Annotated in this window: 16 protein-coding genes; 7 read left to right on the top strand and 9 right to left on the bottom strand. The window is 57.9% G+C overall.

Annotation, left to right across the window (positions count from 1 at the left end; all coding sequences use genetic code 11):
* The first annotated feature begins 52 nt into the window (after positions 1-52).
* The 5 genes from AC2FIT_RS02570 to AC2FIT_RS02590 all read left to right on the top strand — a co-directional run bounded on the left by AC2FIT_RS02570 (position 53) and on the right by AC2FIT_RS02590 (position 4,939).
* Positions 53-265, top strand: a complete 213-nt coding sequence (locus tag AC2FIT_RS02570; protein ID WP_068332367.1) for a hypothetical protein — start codon at positions 53-55, stop codon at positions 263-265.
* A 130-nt stretch (positions 266-395) separates the two neighbouring features.
* On the top strand, positions 396-1,034 hold the full coding sequence (locus AC2FIT_RS02575; protein ID WP_496826304.1) for a glutathione S-transferase family protein: 639 nt from the start codon (positions 396-398) through the stop codon (positions 1,032-1,034).
* Positions 1,035-1,045: 11 nt separating this feature from the next.
* The gene (locus AC2FIT_RS02580) at positions 1,046-2,257 is read left to right on the top strand and encodes an acetyl-CoA C-acetyltransferase (RefSeq protein WP_496826306.1); all 1,212 of its coding nucleotides are present in this window, start codon (positions 1,046-1,048) and stop codon (positions 2,255-2,257) included.
* The gene (locus tag AC2FIT_RS02585; RefSeq protein ID WP_496826308.1) at positions 2,257-2,745 is read left to right on the top strand and encodes a cupin domain-containing protein; all 489 of its coding nucleotides are present in this window, start codon (positions 2,257-2,259) and stop codon (positions 2,743-2,745) included. Before AC2FIT_RS02580 ends, AC2FIT_RS02585 begins: the two co-directional genes overlap by 1 nt.
* The gene (locus AC2FIT_RS02590; RefSeq protein ID WP_496826310.1) at positions 2,738-4,939 is read left to right on the top strand and encodes a 3-hydroxyacyl-CoA dehydrogenase NAD-binding domain-containing protein; all 2,202 of its coding nucleotides are present in this window, start codon (positions 2,738-2,740) and stop codon (positions 4,937-4,939) included. The genes AC2FIT_RS02585 and AC2FIT_RS02590 overlap by 8 nt, the downstream gene beginning before the upstream one ends.
* A gap of 66 nt (positions 4,940-5,005) precedes the next feature.
* On the opposite strand, the gene AC2FIT_RS02595 is transcribed toward AC2FIT_RS02590, so the two are convergent.
* Positions 5,006-5,764, bottom strand: coding sequence for a Hint domain-containing protein (locus tag AC2FIT_RS02595; RefSeq protein WP_496826312.1), 759 nt, complete (start codon positions 5,762-5,764; stop codon positions 5,006-5,008).
* Between the two features lie 173 nt (positions 5,765-5,937).
* Positions 5,938-6,600: a sulfotransferase family 2 domain-containing protein gene (locus AC2FIT_RS02600; protein ID WP_496826314.1), complete on the bottom strand. Its 663-nt coding sequence runs from the start codon at positions 6,598-6,600 to the stop codon at positions 5,938-5,940.
* Between the two features lie 159 nt (positions 6,601-6,759).
* On the opposite strand from AC2FIT_RS02600, the gene AC2FIT_RS02605 reads away from it, so the two are divergent.
* Entirely contained in the window at positions 6,760-7,776 is a 1,017-nt protein-coding gene (locus tag AC2FIT_RS02605) for a hypothetical protein (protein ID WP_496826316.1), read from the top strand.
* A 6-nt stretch (positions 7,777-7,782) separates the two neighbouring features.
* On the opposite strand, the gene upp is transcribed toward AC2FIT_RS02605, so the two are convergent.
* From upp to AC2FIT_RS02640, 7 genes are all read right to left on the bottom strand, one after another.
* Complete coding sequence (gene upp, locus AC2FIT_RS02610; RefSeq protein ID WP_496826318.1) at positions 7,783-8,415, bottom strand: uracil phosphoribosyltransferase; 633 nt, start codon at positions 8,413-8,415, stop codon at positions 7,783-7,785.
* Positions 8,412-9,398, bottom strand: coding sequence for an adenosine deaminase (locus AC2FIT_RS02615; RefSeq protein WP_496826320.1), 987 nt, complete (start codon positions 9,396-9,398; stop codon positions 8,412-8,414). The genes upp and AC2FIT_RS02615 overlap by 4 nt, the downstream gene beginning before the upstream one ends.
* On the bottom strand, positions 9,395-10,606 hold the full coding sequence (locus tag AC2FIT_RS02620; protein ID WP_496826322.1) for a phosphopentomutase: 1,212 nt from the start codon (positions 10,604-10,606) through the stop codon (positions 9,395-9,397). The genes AC2FIT_RS02615 and AC2FIT_RS02620 overlap by 4 nt, the downstream gene beginning before the upstream one ends.
* Positions 10,603-11,910 carry a thymidine phosphorylase gene (locus tag AC2FIT_RS02625; protein ID WP_496826324.1) on the bottom strand — a complete coding sequence of 436 codons (1,308 nt, stop codon included), beginning with the start codon at positions 11,908-11,910 and terminating at the stop codon, positions 10,603-10,605. Before AC2FIT_RS02625 ends, AC2FIT_RS02620 begins: the two co-directional genes overlap by 4 nt.
* Before the next feature lie 4 nt (positions 11,911-11,914).
* A complete protein-coding gene (locus tag AC2FIT_RS02630) occupies positions 11,915-12,331 on the bottom strand; it encodes a cytidine deaminase (RefSeq protein ID WP_496826326.1) in 417 nt (138 codons plus the stop codon).
* 66 nt (positions 12,332-12,397) lie between these two features.
* The gene (locus tag AC2FIT_RS02635) at positions 12,398-13,495 is read right to left on the bottom strand and encodes a cupin domain-containing protein (RefSeq protein WP_496826328.1); all 1,098 of its coding nucleotides are present in this window, start codon (positions 13,493-13,495) and stop codon (positions 12,398-12,400) included.
* Positions 13,464-14,159, bottom strand: a complete 696-nt coding sequence (locus tag AC2FIT_RS02640; RefSeq protein WP_496826330.1) for a hypothetical protein — start codon at positions 14,157-14,159, stop codon at positions 13,464-13,466. Before AC2FIT_RS02640 ends, AC2FIT_RS02635 begins: the two co-directional genes overlap by 32 nt.
* A 182-nt stretch (positions 14,160-14,341) precedes the next feature.
* Between AC2FIT_RS02640 and AC2FIT_RS02645 the strand changes: the two genes are divergently transcribed.
* Positions 14,342-16,615, top strand: coding sequence for an NADP-dependent malic enzyme (locus AC2FIT_RS02645; protein WP_496826332.1), 2,274 nt, complete (start codon positions 14,342-14,344; stop codon positions 16,613-16,615).
* The last annotated feature ends 215 nt before the right edge of the window (positions 16,616-16,830 follow it).

Below are 16,830 nucleotides of genomic sequence, written 5' to 3' on the forward strand. Positions count from 1 at the left end.
AGCCCGGCCCGTGGGCACCCGCCCCCGGGCCGGACTTTCGGAGGAGAGAGAAATGCCGAAACGATTTCGCCTGACACGCCGCTTTCCCGTCGCCATGACCGAGGACGGATACCGTAAGCTTCGCGGCTTCGCCCATGAAGCTGGTCTTGACGAAGGTGAGGCGTTGTCTTTCCTGTTCGAAAACTTCGACAACATCATTCATGAGGATAAACTGACCCGCCGACTGCGCGCCTTCAATTCCGAGCTAGAGGCGCGCAAGCGCTGACAGCTTTCGTCAAACTTGCTTTCGATATGCGTGTTTTCAGCAAGACGAACCCTGCCTACCTGAATGGTTCAGCTTTCTCGAAATACGCGTGTTTCGGCACCGCACCACACGCCTTTGGAAGGACGATCCTATGACCATCAAACTTCACTGCTTCGGAGAAAGCGGGAACTCTTACAAGGCCGCTTTAGCGCTCGAGTTATCCGGCCTTGAGTGGGAACCTGTGTTTGTCGATTTCTTCAACGGTGCAACGCGCACGCCCGAATATCGGGCCGAAGTCAATGAAATGGGCGAAGCGCCCGTCATGATAGATGGCGATTTCCGCACCAGCCAGTCCGGAGCCATTCAGGCCTATGTGACCGAGAAATCGGGTAAGTTTGGCGGCAAGGACCGGGATGAGAATTACGAAATCTTCCGCTGGGTTCTGTGGGACAACCACAAACTCAGCTCGATGGCCGGGGTCACCCGGTTTCTGATGAACTTTCTGCCACCCGAGCACCGCAATGCCGACGTGATCGCATTCAACCAAGGCCGTCTGAAAGGCGCGTATCAAGTTCTGGAGAGCCACTTGAGCGGGCGCGACTGGATCGTCGGTGACGGTGTCACCAATGCCGATATCAGCTGTTGCGGCTACCTGTATTATCCGGAACCGTTTGGCTTTGACCGCGCCGACTGGCCCAATATCAACGCCTGGCTGACCCGATTGTCGGAACAGCCCGGCTGGAAACACCCCTATGACCTGATGCCCGGCAACCCGTCGGATCGAGCTTAAGGAGAAGACCCATGACCGAAGCTTATATTTATGACGCCCTGCGCACCCCGCGCGGCAAGGGCCGCAAGGATGGCAGCCTGCACGAGGTAACCTCGGTGCGCCTGTCCGCCTTGACCCTGAACGCGATCAAGGAACGCAACAACCTTGAAGGCCACGCCGTTGAGGATGTGATCTGGGGCAACGTCACGCAGGTGATGGAGCAAGGCGGCTGTCTGGCGCGCTCGGCGGTTCTGGCCTCGAATCTGGATCAGTCGATCCCCGGCCTGGCAATCAACCGCTTCTGTGCCTCGGGCATGGAAGCCGTGAACCTGGCCGCGAACCAGGTCAAAGGAGGCGCAGGCGAAGCGTATATCGCGGGCGGAGTCGAGATGATGGGCCGTGTGGCCATGGGCAGCGACGGTGCTGCGATTGCCGTTGATCCGACGCTGGCGATGGAGACCTATTTCGTGCCGCAAGGTATCTCGGCCGATATCATTGCCACCGAATATGGCTTCAGCCGCGACGACGCCGACGCACTGGCTGTAGAATCTCAGAAACGCGCGGCAGCGGCTTGGGAAGACAACCGTTTCGAAAAGTCGGTAATCACCATCAAGGACCAGAACGGCCTGACCATTCTGGACCGCGATGAATACATGCGCCCCGGTACCGACATGCAGAGCCTCGGCGCGTTGAACCCGTCCTTCCAGATGATGGGCGAGCAGATGCCGGGTTTCGACAAGGTGGCGATGCTGAAATACCCGCACCTGGAAAAGATCAACCACATCCATCACGCGGGCAACAGCTCGGGCATCGTGGATGGTGCGGCGGCTGTTCTGATCGGCAACAAGGAATTCGGTGAGAAATACGGCCTGAAACCGCGTGCTCGCATCAAAGCGACCGCCAAGATCGGCACTGACCCGACTATCATGCTGACCGGCCCGGTTCCGGTGACCGAAAAGATTCTGGCCGATAACGGCATGAAGATCAGTGACTTGGATCTGTTCGAAGTGAACGAAGCCTTCGCCTCGGTCGTGCTGCGGTTCCAGCAGGCGTTCGATGTCGATCCCGAACAGGTCAACGTCAACGGCGGTTCAATCGCGATGGGTCACCCGCTGGGCGCGACCGGTGCAATGATCATCGGCACGCTTTTGGATGAGCTGGAGCGTCAGGACAAGGAAACCGGTCTAGCCACGCTCTGCATCGCGTCCGGCATGGGTGCCGCAACCATTATCGAGCGGGTCTGATGCCCAAGCTGGATCCCTCTCAGATCCCTTTTCAAGGGGGATCGTCCTATCCCGGTAAGCTGGCCGAGGCGACTGCAGGTCGTTTCGTTCAGCGGATCGGGGATGCGGGCGGTCTGACCCAATACGGGGTCAACATCGTGCGGCTGGAACCGCAGGGCATGTCCTCGCTGCGCCACTATCACATGCAGCAGGATGAGTTTGCCATCATGCTCAGCGGCACATGCGTGCTGATCGAAGACGATGGTGAGCATGAGATGCAGCCCGGTGACTGCGCCGCTTGGCCTGCAGGTGAGGCCAACGGCCATCAGCTTGTGAACAAAACCGATGCGCCCGCGACCTTTCTGGTGGTGGGCACTCGGACCCCGACCGAGACCGGCTATTACAGCGACATAGACATGATGGTGAAGGATGATGAGAACGGATTCTCTTTCACCCGAAAAGACGGTAGCCCGCTGACGGCTGACCAGATTGGAGATGACAATGACTGATTTCACTCTGACCAAAGACGCAGACGGCGTCGCATTCATCACCTGGGACGCGCAGGGTAAGTCCATGAACGTGCTGACCCGCGAGGCCTTTCAGGAGGTCAGCCAACTGATTGATCAGGCGCTGGAGGATGACGAGGTCAAAGGCATTGTGATTACCAGCGGCAAGGAAGGCTCGTTCGCCGGCGGTATGGACCTGAATACCTTGGCGACCATTCGTCAGGAAGCTGGTGACGAACCGGCGCAGGCTCTGTTCGATTTCGTGATGGGCGGCCACCATATCCTGCGCAAGATGGAATTGGCGGGCATGGACCCCAAGACCAAGAAGGGCGGCAAGCCGATTGCCTGCGCAATCAACGGCACCTGTGCCGGGATCGGGACCGAGATCGCTCTGGCCTGTCATCACCGCGTCATGACCGACAACCCGAAAGCCAAAATTGGCTTGCCGGAAATCCTGTTGGGAATTTTCCCGGGTGGCGGCGGCACTATGCGCTATAGCCGCATGGTTGGCGCGATGGCGGCGGCCCCTGTCCTGCTGGAAGGCAAGATGATGGACCCGAAGAAAGCTAAGGGCGCGCAGCTGATCGACGCCGTGGCTGATGATCCGGTTGCGGCCGCGAAAGAGTGGGTTCTGAACGCCAAGGATGCCGATCTGGTCAAGCCTTGGGACGCGAAGGGTTACAAAATGCCTGGCGGGGCACCCTATCACCCTGCTGGCTTCATGACCTTTGTCGGCGCCAGCGCAATGGTGCACGGTAAAACCCAAGGTGCTTTCCCGGCGGCCAAGGCTCTGTTGAGTTCGATCTACGAAGGCGCGCTGGTCGATTTTGACACCGCCCTGCGGATTGAGGCGCGGTGGTTCACCTCGATCCTGATGAACCCATCCTCGTCGGCCATGATTCGCTCGCTTTTCCTGAACAAGGAAGCGTTAGAGAAAGGCGCAGTCCGTCCCAAGGATGTGCCCGATCAGCGCGTCAAAAAGGTTGGCGTTTTGGGTGCTGGCATGATGGGCGCTGGTATCGCGCTGGTTTCGGCTCAGGCTGGGATGGAGGTTGTTCTGGTCGACCGTGATCAGGCTGCCGCCGACAAAGGCAAGGCCTACAGCGAGGCCTATCTGGACAAGGGCATCAAGCGCGGTAAAGCCACGCCTGAGAAGAAAGAAGCCCTGTTGTCCCGCATCACAGCCACACCGGATCTGGATCACCTGAAAGGCTGCGATCTGATCATCGAAGCCGTGTTCGAAGATCCGGGCGTAAAGGCCGAGATGACCAAGAAGGTCGAGGCGATCATCCCGGAAGACTGCATCTTTGCCTCGAACACCTCGACCCTGCCGATCACCGATCTGGCCAAAGCATCCGCACGGCCCGAGCAGTTTATCGGCATCCACTTCTTTTCACCGGTTGAAAAGATGTTCCTGGTTGAGATCATCAAGGGCAAGGAAACCGGTGATCGCGCCGTAGCCAAGGCGCTGGACTACGTGCGCCAGATCAGAAAGACCCCGATCGTCGTCAACGATGCGCGCTTCTTCTACGCGAACCGTTGCATCATCCCCTACATCAACGAAGGTGTTCGGATGATTGCCGAGGGTGTGAACCCGGTGCTGATCGACAATGCTGCGCGTCAACTGGGTTTCCCGGTTGGTCCGATCCAGCTGACCGATGAGACCTCGATTGACCTGGGCGCTAAGATTGCGCGTGCCACAAAGGCAGCGATGGGCGATGATTATCCGGAAAGCCCATCCGATGACGTCATCTTCTGGATGGAGGAACAGGGCCGTTTGGGCCGCAAGGCCAATGCGGGCTTTTTCGACTATGACGAAAAGGGCAAGCGCGTCGAATACTGGAAAGGCCTGCAAGAGAAATACCCGCATGCCGAAGACCAGCCCGACCTGATCGAAGTGCAGGAACGCCTGATGTTTGCGCAGGTGCTTGAAGCGGTCCGCGCGCTGGAGGAAGACGTTCTGGAAGACATCCGCGAAGGCGACGTCGGCGCGATCCTCGGTTGGGGCTTTGCACCGTGGTCGGGCGGCCCCTTCAGCTGGTTGGACATTATCGGTACGCCTTATGCCGCGGAGCGTTGCGATCAATTGGCCCAAGCCTATGGCGAACGGTTCGCCTGCCCGCCGTTGCTGCGCGAAATGGCTGAAAAAGGCCAAAGCTTCTATGGTCGCTTCAACCCCGAAGCCAAGGCCGCCTAAAGAAAAACGCTGGCGCGTGCCCCCTCGCGCCAGCGTTTGCTTGCTGTCTCAGATACAGCTTCCCATTCAGGTTCTGATCACGGGACGACCCGGGCGTCCGGGACGACGAGCCCCCCTGACCGGCCTTGCCGGAACAATGGCGTGATCGAAAATCGGTGCGGGCAAAGACCCCAGAGAATTCGCCAGAACGGCAACATCTCTGCGCTTTGCTGTCAGAGAAATCAATTCCGCTGCAGCCTCGGACCCGACAACCTTATAAGACGCGCGACCGGGAATGTTGCGCGATCCAAAACGCCCCGAGGGGCAGAAGGCGCGAAACCCGCCTTCGATATAGATCACCTCATCCTGATCGAAGAACAGGGTTGAGATGTCAAAATACGATGCTGGAACATCTGAAGTGATCCGAAACATACCGCGCAGCAACCGTGCCGATACAACCGGCAGACTAAACGGAAGCGCGATAAGGTCATGATAGAGCTTGGTAGTGTCCAAAGCCACGCCCTGCTCAGGCATCAGCCAGACCGGCCGGTCATTATAGGCCATGTGCGATGGCACGCGGATCGGCATATTCTCGGCCTTGGTTTCATCCGGTGACACAGTGATGCAATCCGTTGCAACGCGGCTTACCGCCTGAAACCCATTATCCATTGTGCGTATCAGGTCACCGGGCTGTATTTGTTCTACAGGCTTCCACCCACCATTCGTGGAAACCCTGGTTCCATGGACCAGACCGCCCCGGCGCGCACTCAACGCGGCCTGCGGTTCAGCCGTACCCCGGGCGTCAGGGCGTGGGGGAAAACTTATGACACTCTCAACTTTCTCCAAAAACCGAACTCACTATTTACTCAAAACAACTAAGAACGATGAGTACCATAGGACCCGACGCGGTGACTTATTTTTGACATATTAAGGACAGATTTAGGCCATTTCTGCCGCCATATGCACAGAAAATCCAAACAACATTAGAGGAAAAATGCTCATTAGGATAGATTTGGAAACTATGCGTCGCTCGCCGGATCAAACGCATACCCGAATCTTGCGATATCCTCATTGCAGGCTTCGGCGACAACCGAAGCCGACCGATCGGTGTAATAGTGACGATAATCTTTCTGTCGCTGTGACCGGTTCAACCCAGGCAAGGTCAGGTGGAACCCAAGGTGATCGAACAAGGCGTTCGCATCCTGAGTGAACTGTTCCAGACGGATATAGAACCGACACTGCTCGACCCCATCAGCGCGGGTCATGTACCGCCGGGCGGGGTTCCGTCGAAATGATCGTACCGTTTCAGGGTGCAGAACAAACTCATCAAATTTCAACCTCTGCACCAGCGAAACTGCGGGGTGGTCAAAGCGTTGAACACGCAGCCAGTAATAGTAACTGACGATCCGGTCCCACGGGTTACGCACCATTGTGAACGTGGTCAGGGATTGAAGTTCGTCTATCGACAGAACCCCGTCGATATCGGCCAGGGTTGAATGCTTCCACAATCGTCCCCTACCCGTCAAAGCCTTGGCCCTTTTGCGTCGTTTTACAGCTTTGGGCGTATCTCCCAACAGGATGTCATCTTTCATCGCACGATCTTCCAAAGCCTGCGCCAAAGACGTGCCGCCCGTCTTTGGAATATGAACAAAGACGTAGCGACGCCCGCGCGAAATGATCATGCTGCCTCTCCGAGTGCTACGGCGCTTTTTGACCGCCAAACATACATCGCGACCGCGCGTTGCGATATCCAGCACATTTTCAAAACGGCGCGCAACAGGTTTGCGCCTTTGGATTTTCGCATGTTAAGCTGACGAAAAATAATCACGAGCACCCTCACCTTGAAAACGGCCCTTAAACAGTACCAGCGGATCGAGGCCACCGGTCTGTGGCGCCCCTCGCCGGATATGCAACGGCGCGAGGTGGTGGTGTCAATTGGCGAGGCCACACTGACGATCTCGGACTTCAACGAACAGGCGTTGACGCATTGGTCGCTGGCTGCGCTCGAGCGGCAGAATCCCGGTGGGTTTCCGGCCATATTCAACCCGGACGGCGATCCGGCTGAAACGCTGGAACTGGCGGAAACCGAGACCACGATGATCGAGGCGATCGACCGGCTGCAACGGGCCATCGAACGGGCGCGGCCGCATCCCGGCCGGTTGCGTTGGGTCACCGTCGCAGGGGTGTTCGCCGCCGTGGCCGCCTTGTTGCTGCTGTGGCTACCGGTTGCCTTGCAGAACCATGTCATCTCGGTTGTGCCGAACATCAAACGGCAGGATATCGGAAATACGATCCTTCGCCGCATCGAACGGGTCTCGGGCCGCGCTTGTACGTCAAACGACGCACAGGCCGCTTTGGGCCAGTTGGCTGCCCGCACTGGTGTTCGGAAAATCGTCATTCTGCCCGCGGGGGTGCAAACCACTCTGAGCCTGCCCGGAGGAATTGTTCTGCTGAACCGGGCGCTGGTCGAAGATCACGAGGACCCCTCGGTTGCCGCAGGCTATATCATCGCAGAGCGTGCCCGTACTGAGGCGCAGGATCCGCTGGATGACCTGTTGGATCGTACCGGCGTCACAACGGCTTTCCGGCTGCTGACAACCGGAGAACTGACGCCTGAGATCATCGACACTTATACCGAGCAGGTTCTGTCAGAACCACGCCCATCCTTGCCCGACGATGATGTGTTAGAGGTGTTTGCACAAACGGCGCTTCCTTCAACGCCATATGCCTATGCGGTGGATGTCACCGGTGAAACGGTTCTGGGCCTGATCGAGGCGGACCCAATGGCCGGCCGCCCTCTGCAACAGGTTCTGCCGGACCGCGACTGGGTCCGGCTACAAAATATCTGCGGGGAATAAGCGAATCTATTTGGTACCGAACATCCGGTCCCCTGCGTCACCGAGACCGGGCATGATGTAACCTTTCGAGTTCAACTCGCGATCAAGTGCGGCAGTTACGATCTTAACATCGGGATGCGTTTCTTTCATCCGCTCCACGCCCTCGGGCGCGGCCAGCAGACAGAGAAAGCGGATATCGGTGGCCCCGGCCTCTTTCAGCAGGTCAATCGCAGCAGCCGAACTGTTGCCCGTGGCCAACATCGGATCAACGGCGATGACCAGACGGTCCTTGAGCCCTTCGGGCGCCTTGAAGTAGTATTGAACCGGTTTCAGAGTTTCTTCATCGCGATAGAGCCCTACAAACCCAACACGGGCCGAGGGGATCAGTTCCAGCACCCCATCCAGCATGCCGTTCCCTGCCCGCAGGATGGAAACCAGGGCCAGCTTCTTACCGGCCAGAATTGGGGCATCCATTTCTTCCATCGGGGTTTCGATATTACGGGTGGTCAGCTTTAGCTCACGCGTTACTTCATAGGCCAGCAGCAGGGTGATTTCACGCAACAACTGACGGAATCCGGCGGTTGACGTGCCCTTGTCACGCATGAGCGTCAATTTGTGCTGGACCAACGGGTGGTCAACGACGGTCAGGTGTTCGCTCATGTTCTCTCCAGTCTTTTCTTGACCCGCGCACGGGTGTCTTCATCGCAAAAAGCAGCCGCCAGGGCGGTGTGGTTTATGACAGCAAAATCCTCGGCTTTCCAATCGAAGGCTTTGCCCAGCATTTCATATTCGCGCCGCATTGTGGTGTGAAAAAACGGCGGATCATCCGTGGAAACGGTGACTCTGACACCCGCATCGCGAAGTTTCGCGATCGGGTGGGTGTCAAAATCGGGAAACAGGCCCAGAACCACGTTTGAACCCGGGCAGACCTCAAGCGTGATCCCGCGGTCTACCAGTTCGCGGACAAGGTTCGGGTCCTCGATGGCGCGAACGCCGTGGCCGATCCGTTCGACCCCCAAGTAACGGACCGCATCGCGCACACTTTCGGGGCCGCCGAATTCACCGGCATGCGACGTTAGCCGCAAACCGGCTTCGCGGGCGCAGTCAAAGGCCCATTTGTAGTCGCCTTGTGCACCAATGGATTCGTTGCCCCCCATCCCAAATCCGGTGATCCAGCTTCCGGCAGTTTCAGCAGCGCATCGGGCACTGATCTTTGCTTGTTCCGGCCCGAAATGGCGGACGCATGTAACGATTCCGCGCAGGGTGATATCGAATTTACGCTCGGCCTCATCTGCCGCGTCCTGAATAGCGCTGAGGTAGTCGCGCCAGGCGTTCACGTCCCCGCCACCACAAAAATCGGGGCTGAGGAAAGTTTCCGAATAAACCACACCATTTGCCGCGCTTTCTTCGAGGATCGCCAAGGTCAGGCGGTGGAAATCTTCGGGTGTCTTCAGCACCTCACACGCAGCTTCGTACACGCTGAGAAAATGTGTGAAATCGCGAAAGTCATAGCTGCCGTCCGGCTTGAAGATACCGCTCAGGTCGATGCGTTTTTCACGCGCAAGTTGGCGGATAAAGGCGGGCGGTGCCGCGCCTTCGTGATGCAGGTGCAGCTCGATCTTTGGCAGGTCTTCTATGGTCATAGGAAGCTCTTTCCCGGCCCCTGTGCCGGAATTTTCAAATGATGCGCGATGCTGGCGGCGATGTCGGCGAAATTCACCGCTCCAATCTGGCCCGCCTGTTTTCCAGCGATCAGAACCGGCACTTGTTCGCGTGTGTGATCGGTGCCGACCCAGCTGGGATCATTTCCGTGATCGGCGGTCAGCAGCATCAAGTCACCGGGGCGCAGCTTTTGCAGGATCGTGCCAATCTCGTGGTCAAACCATTCCAATGCGCGGGCGTATCCGCTGATGTCTCGGCGATGGCCATAGAGGCTGTCGAACTCAACAAAATTGGCGAATGTCAGGCTCCCCTCTTCGGCCTCATCGACCAGATCGGACAGGTGGCCCATCAAATCGGCATCCGGTCCTTTGTGCAGCGTGTCGATCCCCTGCATCGAGAAGATGTCGCCTATCTTGCCGACCGCATGCACGCGCCGCCCGGCATCCTGTGCCCAATTGGTCAGAACCGGTGCGGGCGGCAGGATGGCAAAGTCCTTGCGGTTGGTGGTACGGGTGAATCCCTCTTCCGGTGACCCGATGAAAGGCCGCGCGATAACGCGCCCCACTTTCATCGCATGCAGGCGCGGCGCAAGCGTTTTGCACATCTGCAAAAGCCGGTCGAGGCCAAAGCTTTCCTCATGCGCGGCGATCTGGAACACGCTGTCGGCGGAGGTATAGCAGATCGGCCAGCCAGTTCGCATGTGCTCAGCCCCCAGTTCTGCGATGATGGCGGTGCCAGAGGCATGGCAGTCACCCAGAATACCCTCGGTTCCCGCGGCCTCAGCAGCGGCGCGGCTGAGTTCGGCCGGGAAAGACGGTGTCGTGTTGGGGAAGTAATGCCAGTCCCAAGGCACCGGCAGCCCGGCCAGCTCCCAATGACCCGAAGGGGTGTCTTTGCCCGCCGAATGCTCGCGCGCGCACCCCCAAAGGCCTGTTGGCGTGGCCTGCAAACCGGGCGTCTCCTCACCCGAAGCAAGACGTGTCGCGGCCCCCAATCCCAAGGCATCAAGATTTGGCACGGACAGCGGACCCGATCGGCCCTGTTCCGCCCGACCCTCAGCACAGGCCTGCGCAATATGAGCAAGAGTATTTGCGCCGGTATCGGGCGTCTCACCGTTGAAGAAATTGCCTGCGTCCGGCGCACCACCGATGCCCACCGAATCCATCACGACCAAAAAGGCTCGGGTCACGGGGAAATCCTTTCGTGGACAAGCGTTGGGGACGTGATCGCGTCCGGGCCAATCGTGATGGCGCGCAACACCGTCTGTGCGACTTCCCGTGCTGCGTCCTCACGCGCGGCATGAACAACCGCCAATGGTGCGCCCCGATCAACTTTGTCGCCCAGCCGAACAATGCCTGACAGGCCAACGGCCGGGTTTATCACATCATCTTCAACCTGCCGCCCGCCGCCCAGCGCGACCACCGCAAGGCCAAGTGCTTCGCCATCTATTGCAGAGACATAGCCGCTTTCAGGGGCAGGAACTTCTAGAATCACGCTGGCTTCGGGCAGGTAACGGCTCCAGTTTTCAACGAATTGCAGCGGCCCGCCAACTGCTGCCATCATACGGCCAAAGCGCTCGGCCGCGCGACCGTCACGTATCACGTCCGTGATTTTGTCGCGCCCCTCGTCCACCGTTTCGAACATCCCGGCATCCGCCAGCAAAACCCCGCCCAGCTCTGCCGAGATTTCGACAAGAGGTGCGTCATGCGCTTGAGTCAGAACCATCATCACCTCGGCCACTTCCAACGCATTGCCCAGCGCCGGGGCCAGCGGTTGATTCATATCGGTGATGACCGCCGAAGTCCGGCATCCTGCTGCATTCGCCGTCTCGGTCAGTGCCTGCGCCAATTCGCGTGCGTCCTGCAGTGTTTTCATGAACGCACCCGATCCGACCTTAACGTCCAGAACCAACGCCTCGGGGCTGGCGGCCAGCTTTTTTGACAGGATGGAGGCGGTGATCAGATCAAGGCTCTCTACCGTTGCGGTCACATCGCGGATTGCATAAAGCCGTTTGTCCGCAGGCGCGATCTGCCCGGTTGCGCCAACAATGGCTGCGCCGGTGTCGCGCAAGATCTGCATCAAACGGTCTTGTCCGATCTGAGTGGTAACGCCGGGAATAGCCTCAAGCTTGTCCAGCGTCCCCCCGGTGTGCCCAAGCCCGCGACCCGAGATCATGGGCACATATGCTCCAAGCTCGGCCAGCGCAGGTGCTAGGACGAGGCTGACACTGTCGCCCACCCCACCGGTCGAGTGCTTGTCAACCACCGGACCGTCGAAATCCCAGCTCAGCACATCGCCGCTGTCGCGCATGGCAATGGTCAGGTCAGCGCGCCCCTGCTGACCCAAGCCCCCCATGCAGACCGCCATTGCAAAGGCTCCGGCCTGCGCATCACTCACGCCACCATCGGCGAGACCCTGCGCGAACCAACGCAGTTCTTCACCATTTGGTACTTGCGACCTACGAAGCTTGGCAATGATCGAGCGGGCGTCCATCTGCTCAGACGTCTTTCATATGCGAGGCGTCAAAGGCACCCGGCAACAGATCACCAATCGTTGTTTCGAATTCGACCCCGTCGACGGTCGCAAGCGTCACCTTGACGTCACGCTTGCCAAACTCGGCCATTTTCTGACGGCACCCACCGCATGGCGGCACAGGTTGCGGAGATGACGCAACAACGTAAACCTCGGTCAGGGAAAGCTCACCCGCAGCCACCATGGCCGCAATTGCGCCCGCCTCGGCACAGGTGCCTTCGGGGTAGGCTACGTTTTCGACGTTACAGCCGGAAAAAACCTCACCTGACGCAGAGCGGATCGCTGCGCCGACCTTGAACTTGGAATAGGGAGCATAGGCTTTTTCCCGAACAGCCAGGGCTGCGTTCTTCAGCGGCATTGTGATTCCCCAATTTTTGATCATCTGGTCAGAAGTGCATACACTAAATGCATTCGCCCAAACAGTTGAAGCCCCCGGACAGATGTTTCCTTAGCCAAGCGTCGTATTGAACGTGCCCGGAAGCGTCACCTCAAGCAGCTCGACATCTTCTGACGGATCAGACAGGCGCGTGCGCATACCGGGCGGGATCACGAACGCATCGCCTTGTTCCAACCGGTACGGTTCGCGGCCTTCGCCTTCAAGCGTGACTTCTCCATTCATGACAAAGGAAAAGTGAATATCCGTATCGTGGGACGCCCAGACCGGATCGCCCTGCCCTTTGCGCACAACCTGCACCCCGGCAACGCCCTTGGTGTTTTCGGCAATCGTCGTGTCGCGGCAGATATAACCCGGCAGTCGGAACGGCCCCCATTCGGCACCCTCGGCCTGATTAAAGACGAATCGCTGGCCCTGCCATTCCCGATCGGGACGGTAATGTGGCGTGGGCAATTCCATGTCGTGATCAATTTCGGTAACGTGTTCGGCCGGAACGCCGATCTCGATCACCTGCACATTGTCTGACGCTTCAAGCACACGATGGCGAATTTCGGGGGGTTGGATAAAGCAGTCGCCTGCGGTCAGGCGCATCTTATCACCCTGATCCTCGTACACCACGTCAACCCAGCCGTGGATGCAGAAGATCAGTTGAAACCCGACCTTGTGGAAATGCACCATGTCCGGCACCGGACCCCCGTCAGGGATACGGATATGACTTGCGATGATAGACCCGCCCAGCCGATCCGGCACCAGATCGCGATAGTGCATCCCTGCCCGCCCGATAATCCACGGTGCCTGATCCTTGAGCCTGCGTACGACGAAAGAATGCACCGTATCAGGCATGACCAAAGGCGGGTTCAGCTCGTCGATTTCAACCCGTGTGCCATTGGGGGCCACCAAGCTGCGCTTTCCGTCCGCAAACTCATCCGGAGCATCTGTCAGGATTCTGACTGTCCCGGGCGCTTCGGGCGCGTCCTTGACAATTCGCACGCGCAAACCGTGACCGGAAAAAACGGCAATACGTGGGTCATCGGCGGGATAGATCATGTCCATCCGCATACCCAGAACCTTGGTGTAAAACGGAATATCGTTGCGCAGCTCCTGCGTTGGCAGGCGGATTTCAGCGCATGTTGTCTTTGGCGATTTGCTCATCTGATGTCTCGTCGATCTTGGTTTTCGGCCATCCGATCAGAACGGCAGCCAAAATGCCAATCGAAAAAAACATCTCAAGCGTTTCTTCCAGAGCGAACAGGCGGATTACCATGACCATTGTCATTTCGTCAACGAACGCACTGCTGATTTCTTCCAAGCCCTGCGCAACAACAGCCAGCATGCCAGCCAGAATGAAGACCATAAGAAACGGCGCGCGGATTTTTAGCGCCCGCCAAGCATTTGGTGCGCCGTGCCAGAAAACACCGCCCAAAACGACAGCGGCAAGCACTACCCGTACAAGCGTCATATCCAGCATGACATCGAGGCCGTTTAGAATCTGATATGGCAAGCTGCCCGTTGCATAGACATCGGCCTCAAGCTCTCGCTCCGCCAACAAAAGGCAAACCACGCCTATGTAAAGACGGCTAATACCACGGTACCGAACAAGGGCCGCCACGCCAGCAGCCAACAACGCCGCGGCCGAACCTGTTTCGATCAGACCGCCTTCTTGATTGAATGTGGCAGCCTGCTCCGGCCAGATCGAGATCGCACAAAGGATTCCCACAGCCAGGGCGAGGACAGCGTAAAACGCAACGCGACCGGCACCAAACCCGTTCTTACTAGTAAGGGCGGTGTCCGGCCCATGGTCTTCACTATAGCTCATACCGGCCTTCTCGAAACGTAACGGCGAGGATACAAAAGTTGCCGGAATGTAATAGTTCTGCGACTGAAATCAACCGAAACGACTGAAATCGGTACATCCATCCGATGAGGTGACCTGACGTAGCCAAGCTAAGAAAAATAGTTTAAGGCTAAATCAAATTTTTGAACGGAAGTGAATCGTCAATGTCTGATACACCCAGCCTGCGGCAGGCCGCGCTTGAATATCACGCCAAACCAAAGCCCGGAAAGCTGGAGATCAAGGCGACAAAGCCGATGGCAAACGGTCGTGATCTGGCGCGCGCCTACTCCCCCGGTGTGGCTGAGGCCAGCCTTGAGATCAAGGCGGATGCGGCAAATGCCGAGCTTTATACCGCGCGCGGAAACCTTGTGGGCGTTGTTTCCAACGGAACAGCGGTGCTGGGGCTGGGCGACATCGGCGCGCTCGCGTCAAAACCGGTGATGGAAGGCAAAGCGGTCCTGTTCAAAAAATTCGCCGGCATTGACTGTTTCGATATCGAAGTTGACCAGTCCGACCCGGAAAAACTGGCCGAATTTGTCTGCGCGCTGGAACCGACATTTGGCGCAATCAACCTTGAGGACATCAAAGCCCCCGATTGCTTTGTTGTTGAGAAAATCTGCCGTGAGCGGATGAATATCCCGGTTTTTCACGACGACCAGCATGGCACAGCCATCGTTGTAGGGGCCGCCGCCAAGAATGCTTTGCATGTGGCAGGCAAGAAGTTCGAAGACATCAAGGTCGTCTCGACCGGTGGCGGTGCGGCAGGGATCGCCTGCTTGATGATGCTGGTAAAACTGGGGGTGAAGCGCGAGAATATCTGGCTCTGCGACATTCATGGTTTGGTCTACGAGGGCCGCGCCGAGGACATGAACCCGCACAAGGACCAGTTCGCTCAGAAATCTGATTTGCGGACGCTGGACGATGTGATCGGCGATGCAGATTTGTTTCTTGGTCTAAGCGGGCCGAATGTTCTCAAGCCCGAAATGGTCGCAAAAATGGCCAAAGCACCGATAATTTTTGCCCTAGCCAACCCAACCCCCGAAATATTACCCGAAGCCGCGCGGGAAGTTGCCCCGGATGCGATCATTGCAACTGGTCGCAGCGATTTCCCCAATCAGGTCAACAACGTTTTGTGCTTCCCCTTCATCTTCCGGGGCGCGTTGGACGTCGGCGCGACGGAAATCAACGACGAAATGCAGATCGCCTGCGTTGACGGCATCGCCGAGATGGCCCGCGCCACAACCAGCGCCGAGGCTGCTGCGGCTTACAAAGGTGAGCAACTGACCTTCGGACCAGACTACCTGATCCCGAAACCGTTTGACCCGCGTCTTGTGGGGGTCGTTTCTTCTTCCGTGGCCAAGGCCGCGATGGAAAGCGGGGCCGCCAAACGTCCGATCGAAGATATCGAGGCGTATAAAGAGAAACTGAACCAGACGGTGTTCAAATCTGCCCTGCTCATGCGCCCCGTGTTTGAAGCTGCTGCAGCGGCTTCGCGTAGGATCGTGTTTGCCGAGGGCGAAGACGAACGCGTTCTTCGCGCGGCGCAGGCCATTCTGGAAGAAACCACTGAAACCCCGATTCTGATCGGTCGTCCCGACGTGATCGGCACCCGGTGCGAGCGTCTGGGCCTGAAGGTGCGTCCCGGTGAAGATTTCCAGATCGTGAACCCACAAGATGACCCGCGATACTACGACTACTGGAGCTCGTACCACGAGATCATGCAGCGCCGTGGTGTCACACCTGATCTGGCCAAAGCCATCATGCGCACGAATAATACCGCCATTGGAGCGATCATGGTGCACCGAGGTGAGGCCGACAGCCTGATCTGTGGCACATTCGGTGAATATCGCTGGCACCTGAACTATGTTGAGCAAGTCCTGGCGGATGGCGAGCTGCGCCCGCATGGCGCCTTGTCTCTTATGATTCTGGAAGATGGCCCCCTGTTCATCGCCGACACCCATGTTCATCAATTGCCAACGCCGGAAGAACTGGCTGAAACCACACTTGGCGCAGCCCGCCATGTTCGTCGGTTTGGGATCGAACCCAAGATTGCCTTTTGTTCGCAATCGCAGTTCGGCAATCAGGCCGAGGGCTCTGGTAAACGGCTGCGCGCTGCACTCAAGATTCTGGATTCCGAACCTCGGGACTTTACCTATGAAGGTGAGATGAACCTTGACGTGGCTCTGGACCCGGAACTGAGGTCTCGGATTTTCCCGAACTCTCGCCTTGAAGGGGCGGCGAACGTTTTGATCTTTGCCCATGCGGATGCGGCCAGCGGGGTGCGCAACATCCTCAAGATGAAGGCCGACGGGCTTGAGGTTGGACCGATCCTGATGGGCATGGGCAACAAGGCACATATCGTGACCCCGTCCATCACGGCACGCGGATTGCTAAACATGGCGGCGATTGGTGGTACCCCGGTTGCGCATTACGGTTGATCTGTAATGGCTCAATTGGCCCACGGGTCGTTGAGCCTGCCCCATTGGTGATTCTTTGCACGCGAAAGTTTGCAGTTTTGCAAAACTTGTCAGCCAGTGCCCCAAAAAATGACCCGAGCAACTTGTTTGCAAAACTTTGCAAGTGTCTCAGGCAAATTCTGCAAATATTTTGCGATAAAGTGACGCTTCGTCATTTCCGTTGCTTGTGTGGTGCC

This window comes from Ruegeria sp. YTSA135 (assembly GCF_059610165.1).

Bases quoted from the DNA above. Each gene is read 5' to 3' on its own strand.
- AC2FIT_RS02570 (WP_068332367.1), top strand. From the start codon at position 53: ATGCCGAAACGATTTCGCCTGACACGCCGCTTTCCCGTCGCCATGACC.
- AC2FIT_RS02575 (WP_496826304.1), top strand. From the start codon at position 396: ATGACCATCAAACTTCACTGCTTCGGAGAAAGCGGGAACTCTTACAAG.
- AC2FIT_RS02580 (WP_496826306.1), top strand. From the start codon at position 1,046: ATGACCGAAGCTTATATTTATGACGCCCTGCGCACCCCGCGCGGCAAG.
- AC2FIT_RS02585 (WP_496826308.1), top strand. From the start codon at position 2,257: ATGCCCAAGCTGGATCCCTCTCAGATCCCTTTTCAAGGGGGATCGTCC.
- AC2FIT_RS02590 (WP_496826310.1), top strand. From the start codon at position 2,738: ATGACTGATTTCACTCTGACCAAAGACGCAGACGGCGTCGCATTCATC.
- AC2FIT_RS02600 (WP_496826314.1), bottom strand. From the start codon at position 6,600: ATGATCATTTCGCGCGGGCGTCGCTACGTCTTTGTTCATATTCCAAAG.
- upp (WP_496826318.1), bottom strand. From the start codon at position 8,415: ATGAGCGAACACCTGACCGTCGTTGACCACCCGTTGGTCCAGCACAAA.
- AC2FIT_RS02615 (WP_496826320.1), bottom strand. From the start codon at position 9,398: ATGACCATAGAAGACCTGCCAAAGATCGAGCTGCACCTGCATCACGAA.
- AC2FIT_RS02625 (WP_496826324.1), bottom strand. From the start codon at position 11,910: ATGGACGCCCGCTCGATCATTGCCAAGCTTCGTAGGTCGCAAGTACCA.
- AC2FIT_RS02630 (WP_496826326.1), bottom strand. From the start codon at position 12,331: ATGATCAAAAATTGGGGAATCACAATGCCGCTGAAGAACGCAGCCCTG.
- AC2FIT_RS02635 (WP_496826328.1), bottom strand. From the start codon at position 13,495: ATGAGCAAATCGCCAAAGACAACATGCGCTGAAATCCGCCTGCCAACG.
- AC2FIT_RS02640 (WP_496826330.1), bottom strand. From the start codon at position 14,159: ATGAGCTATAGTGAAGACCATGGGCCGGACACCGCCCTTACTAGTAAG.
- AC2FIT_RS02645 (WP_496826332.1), top strand. From the start codon at position 14,342: ATGTCTGATACACCCAGCCTGCGGCAGGCCGCGCTTGAATATCACGCC.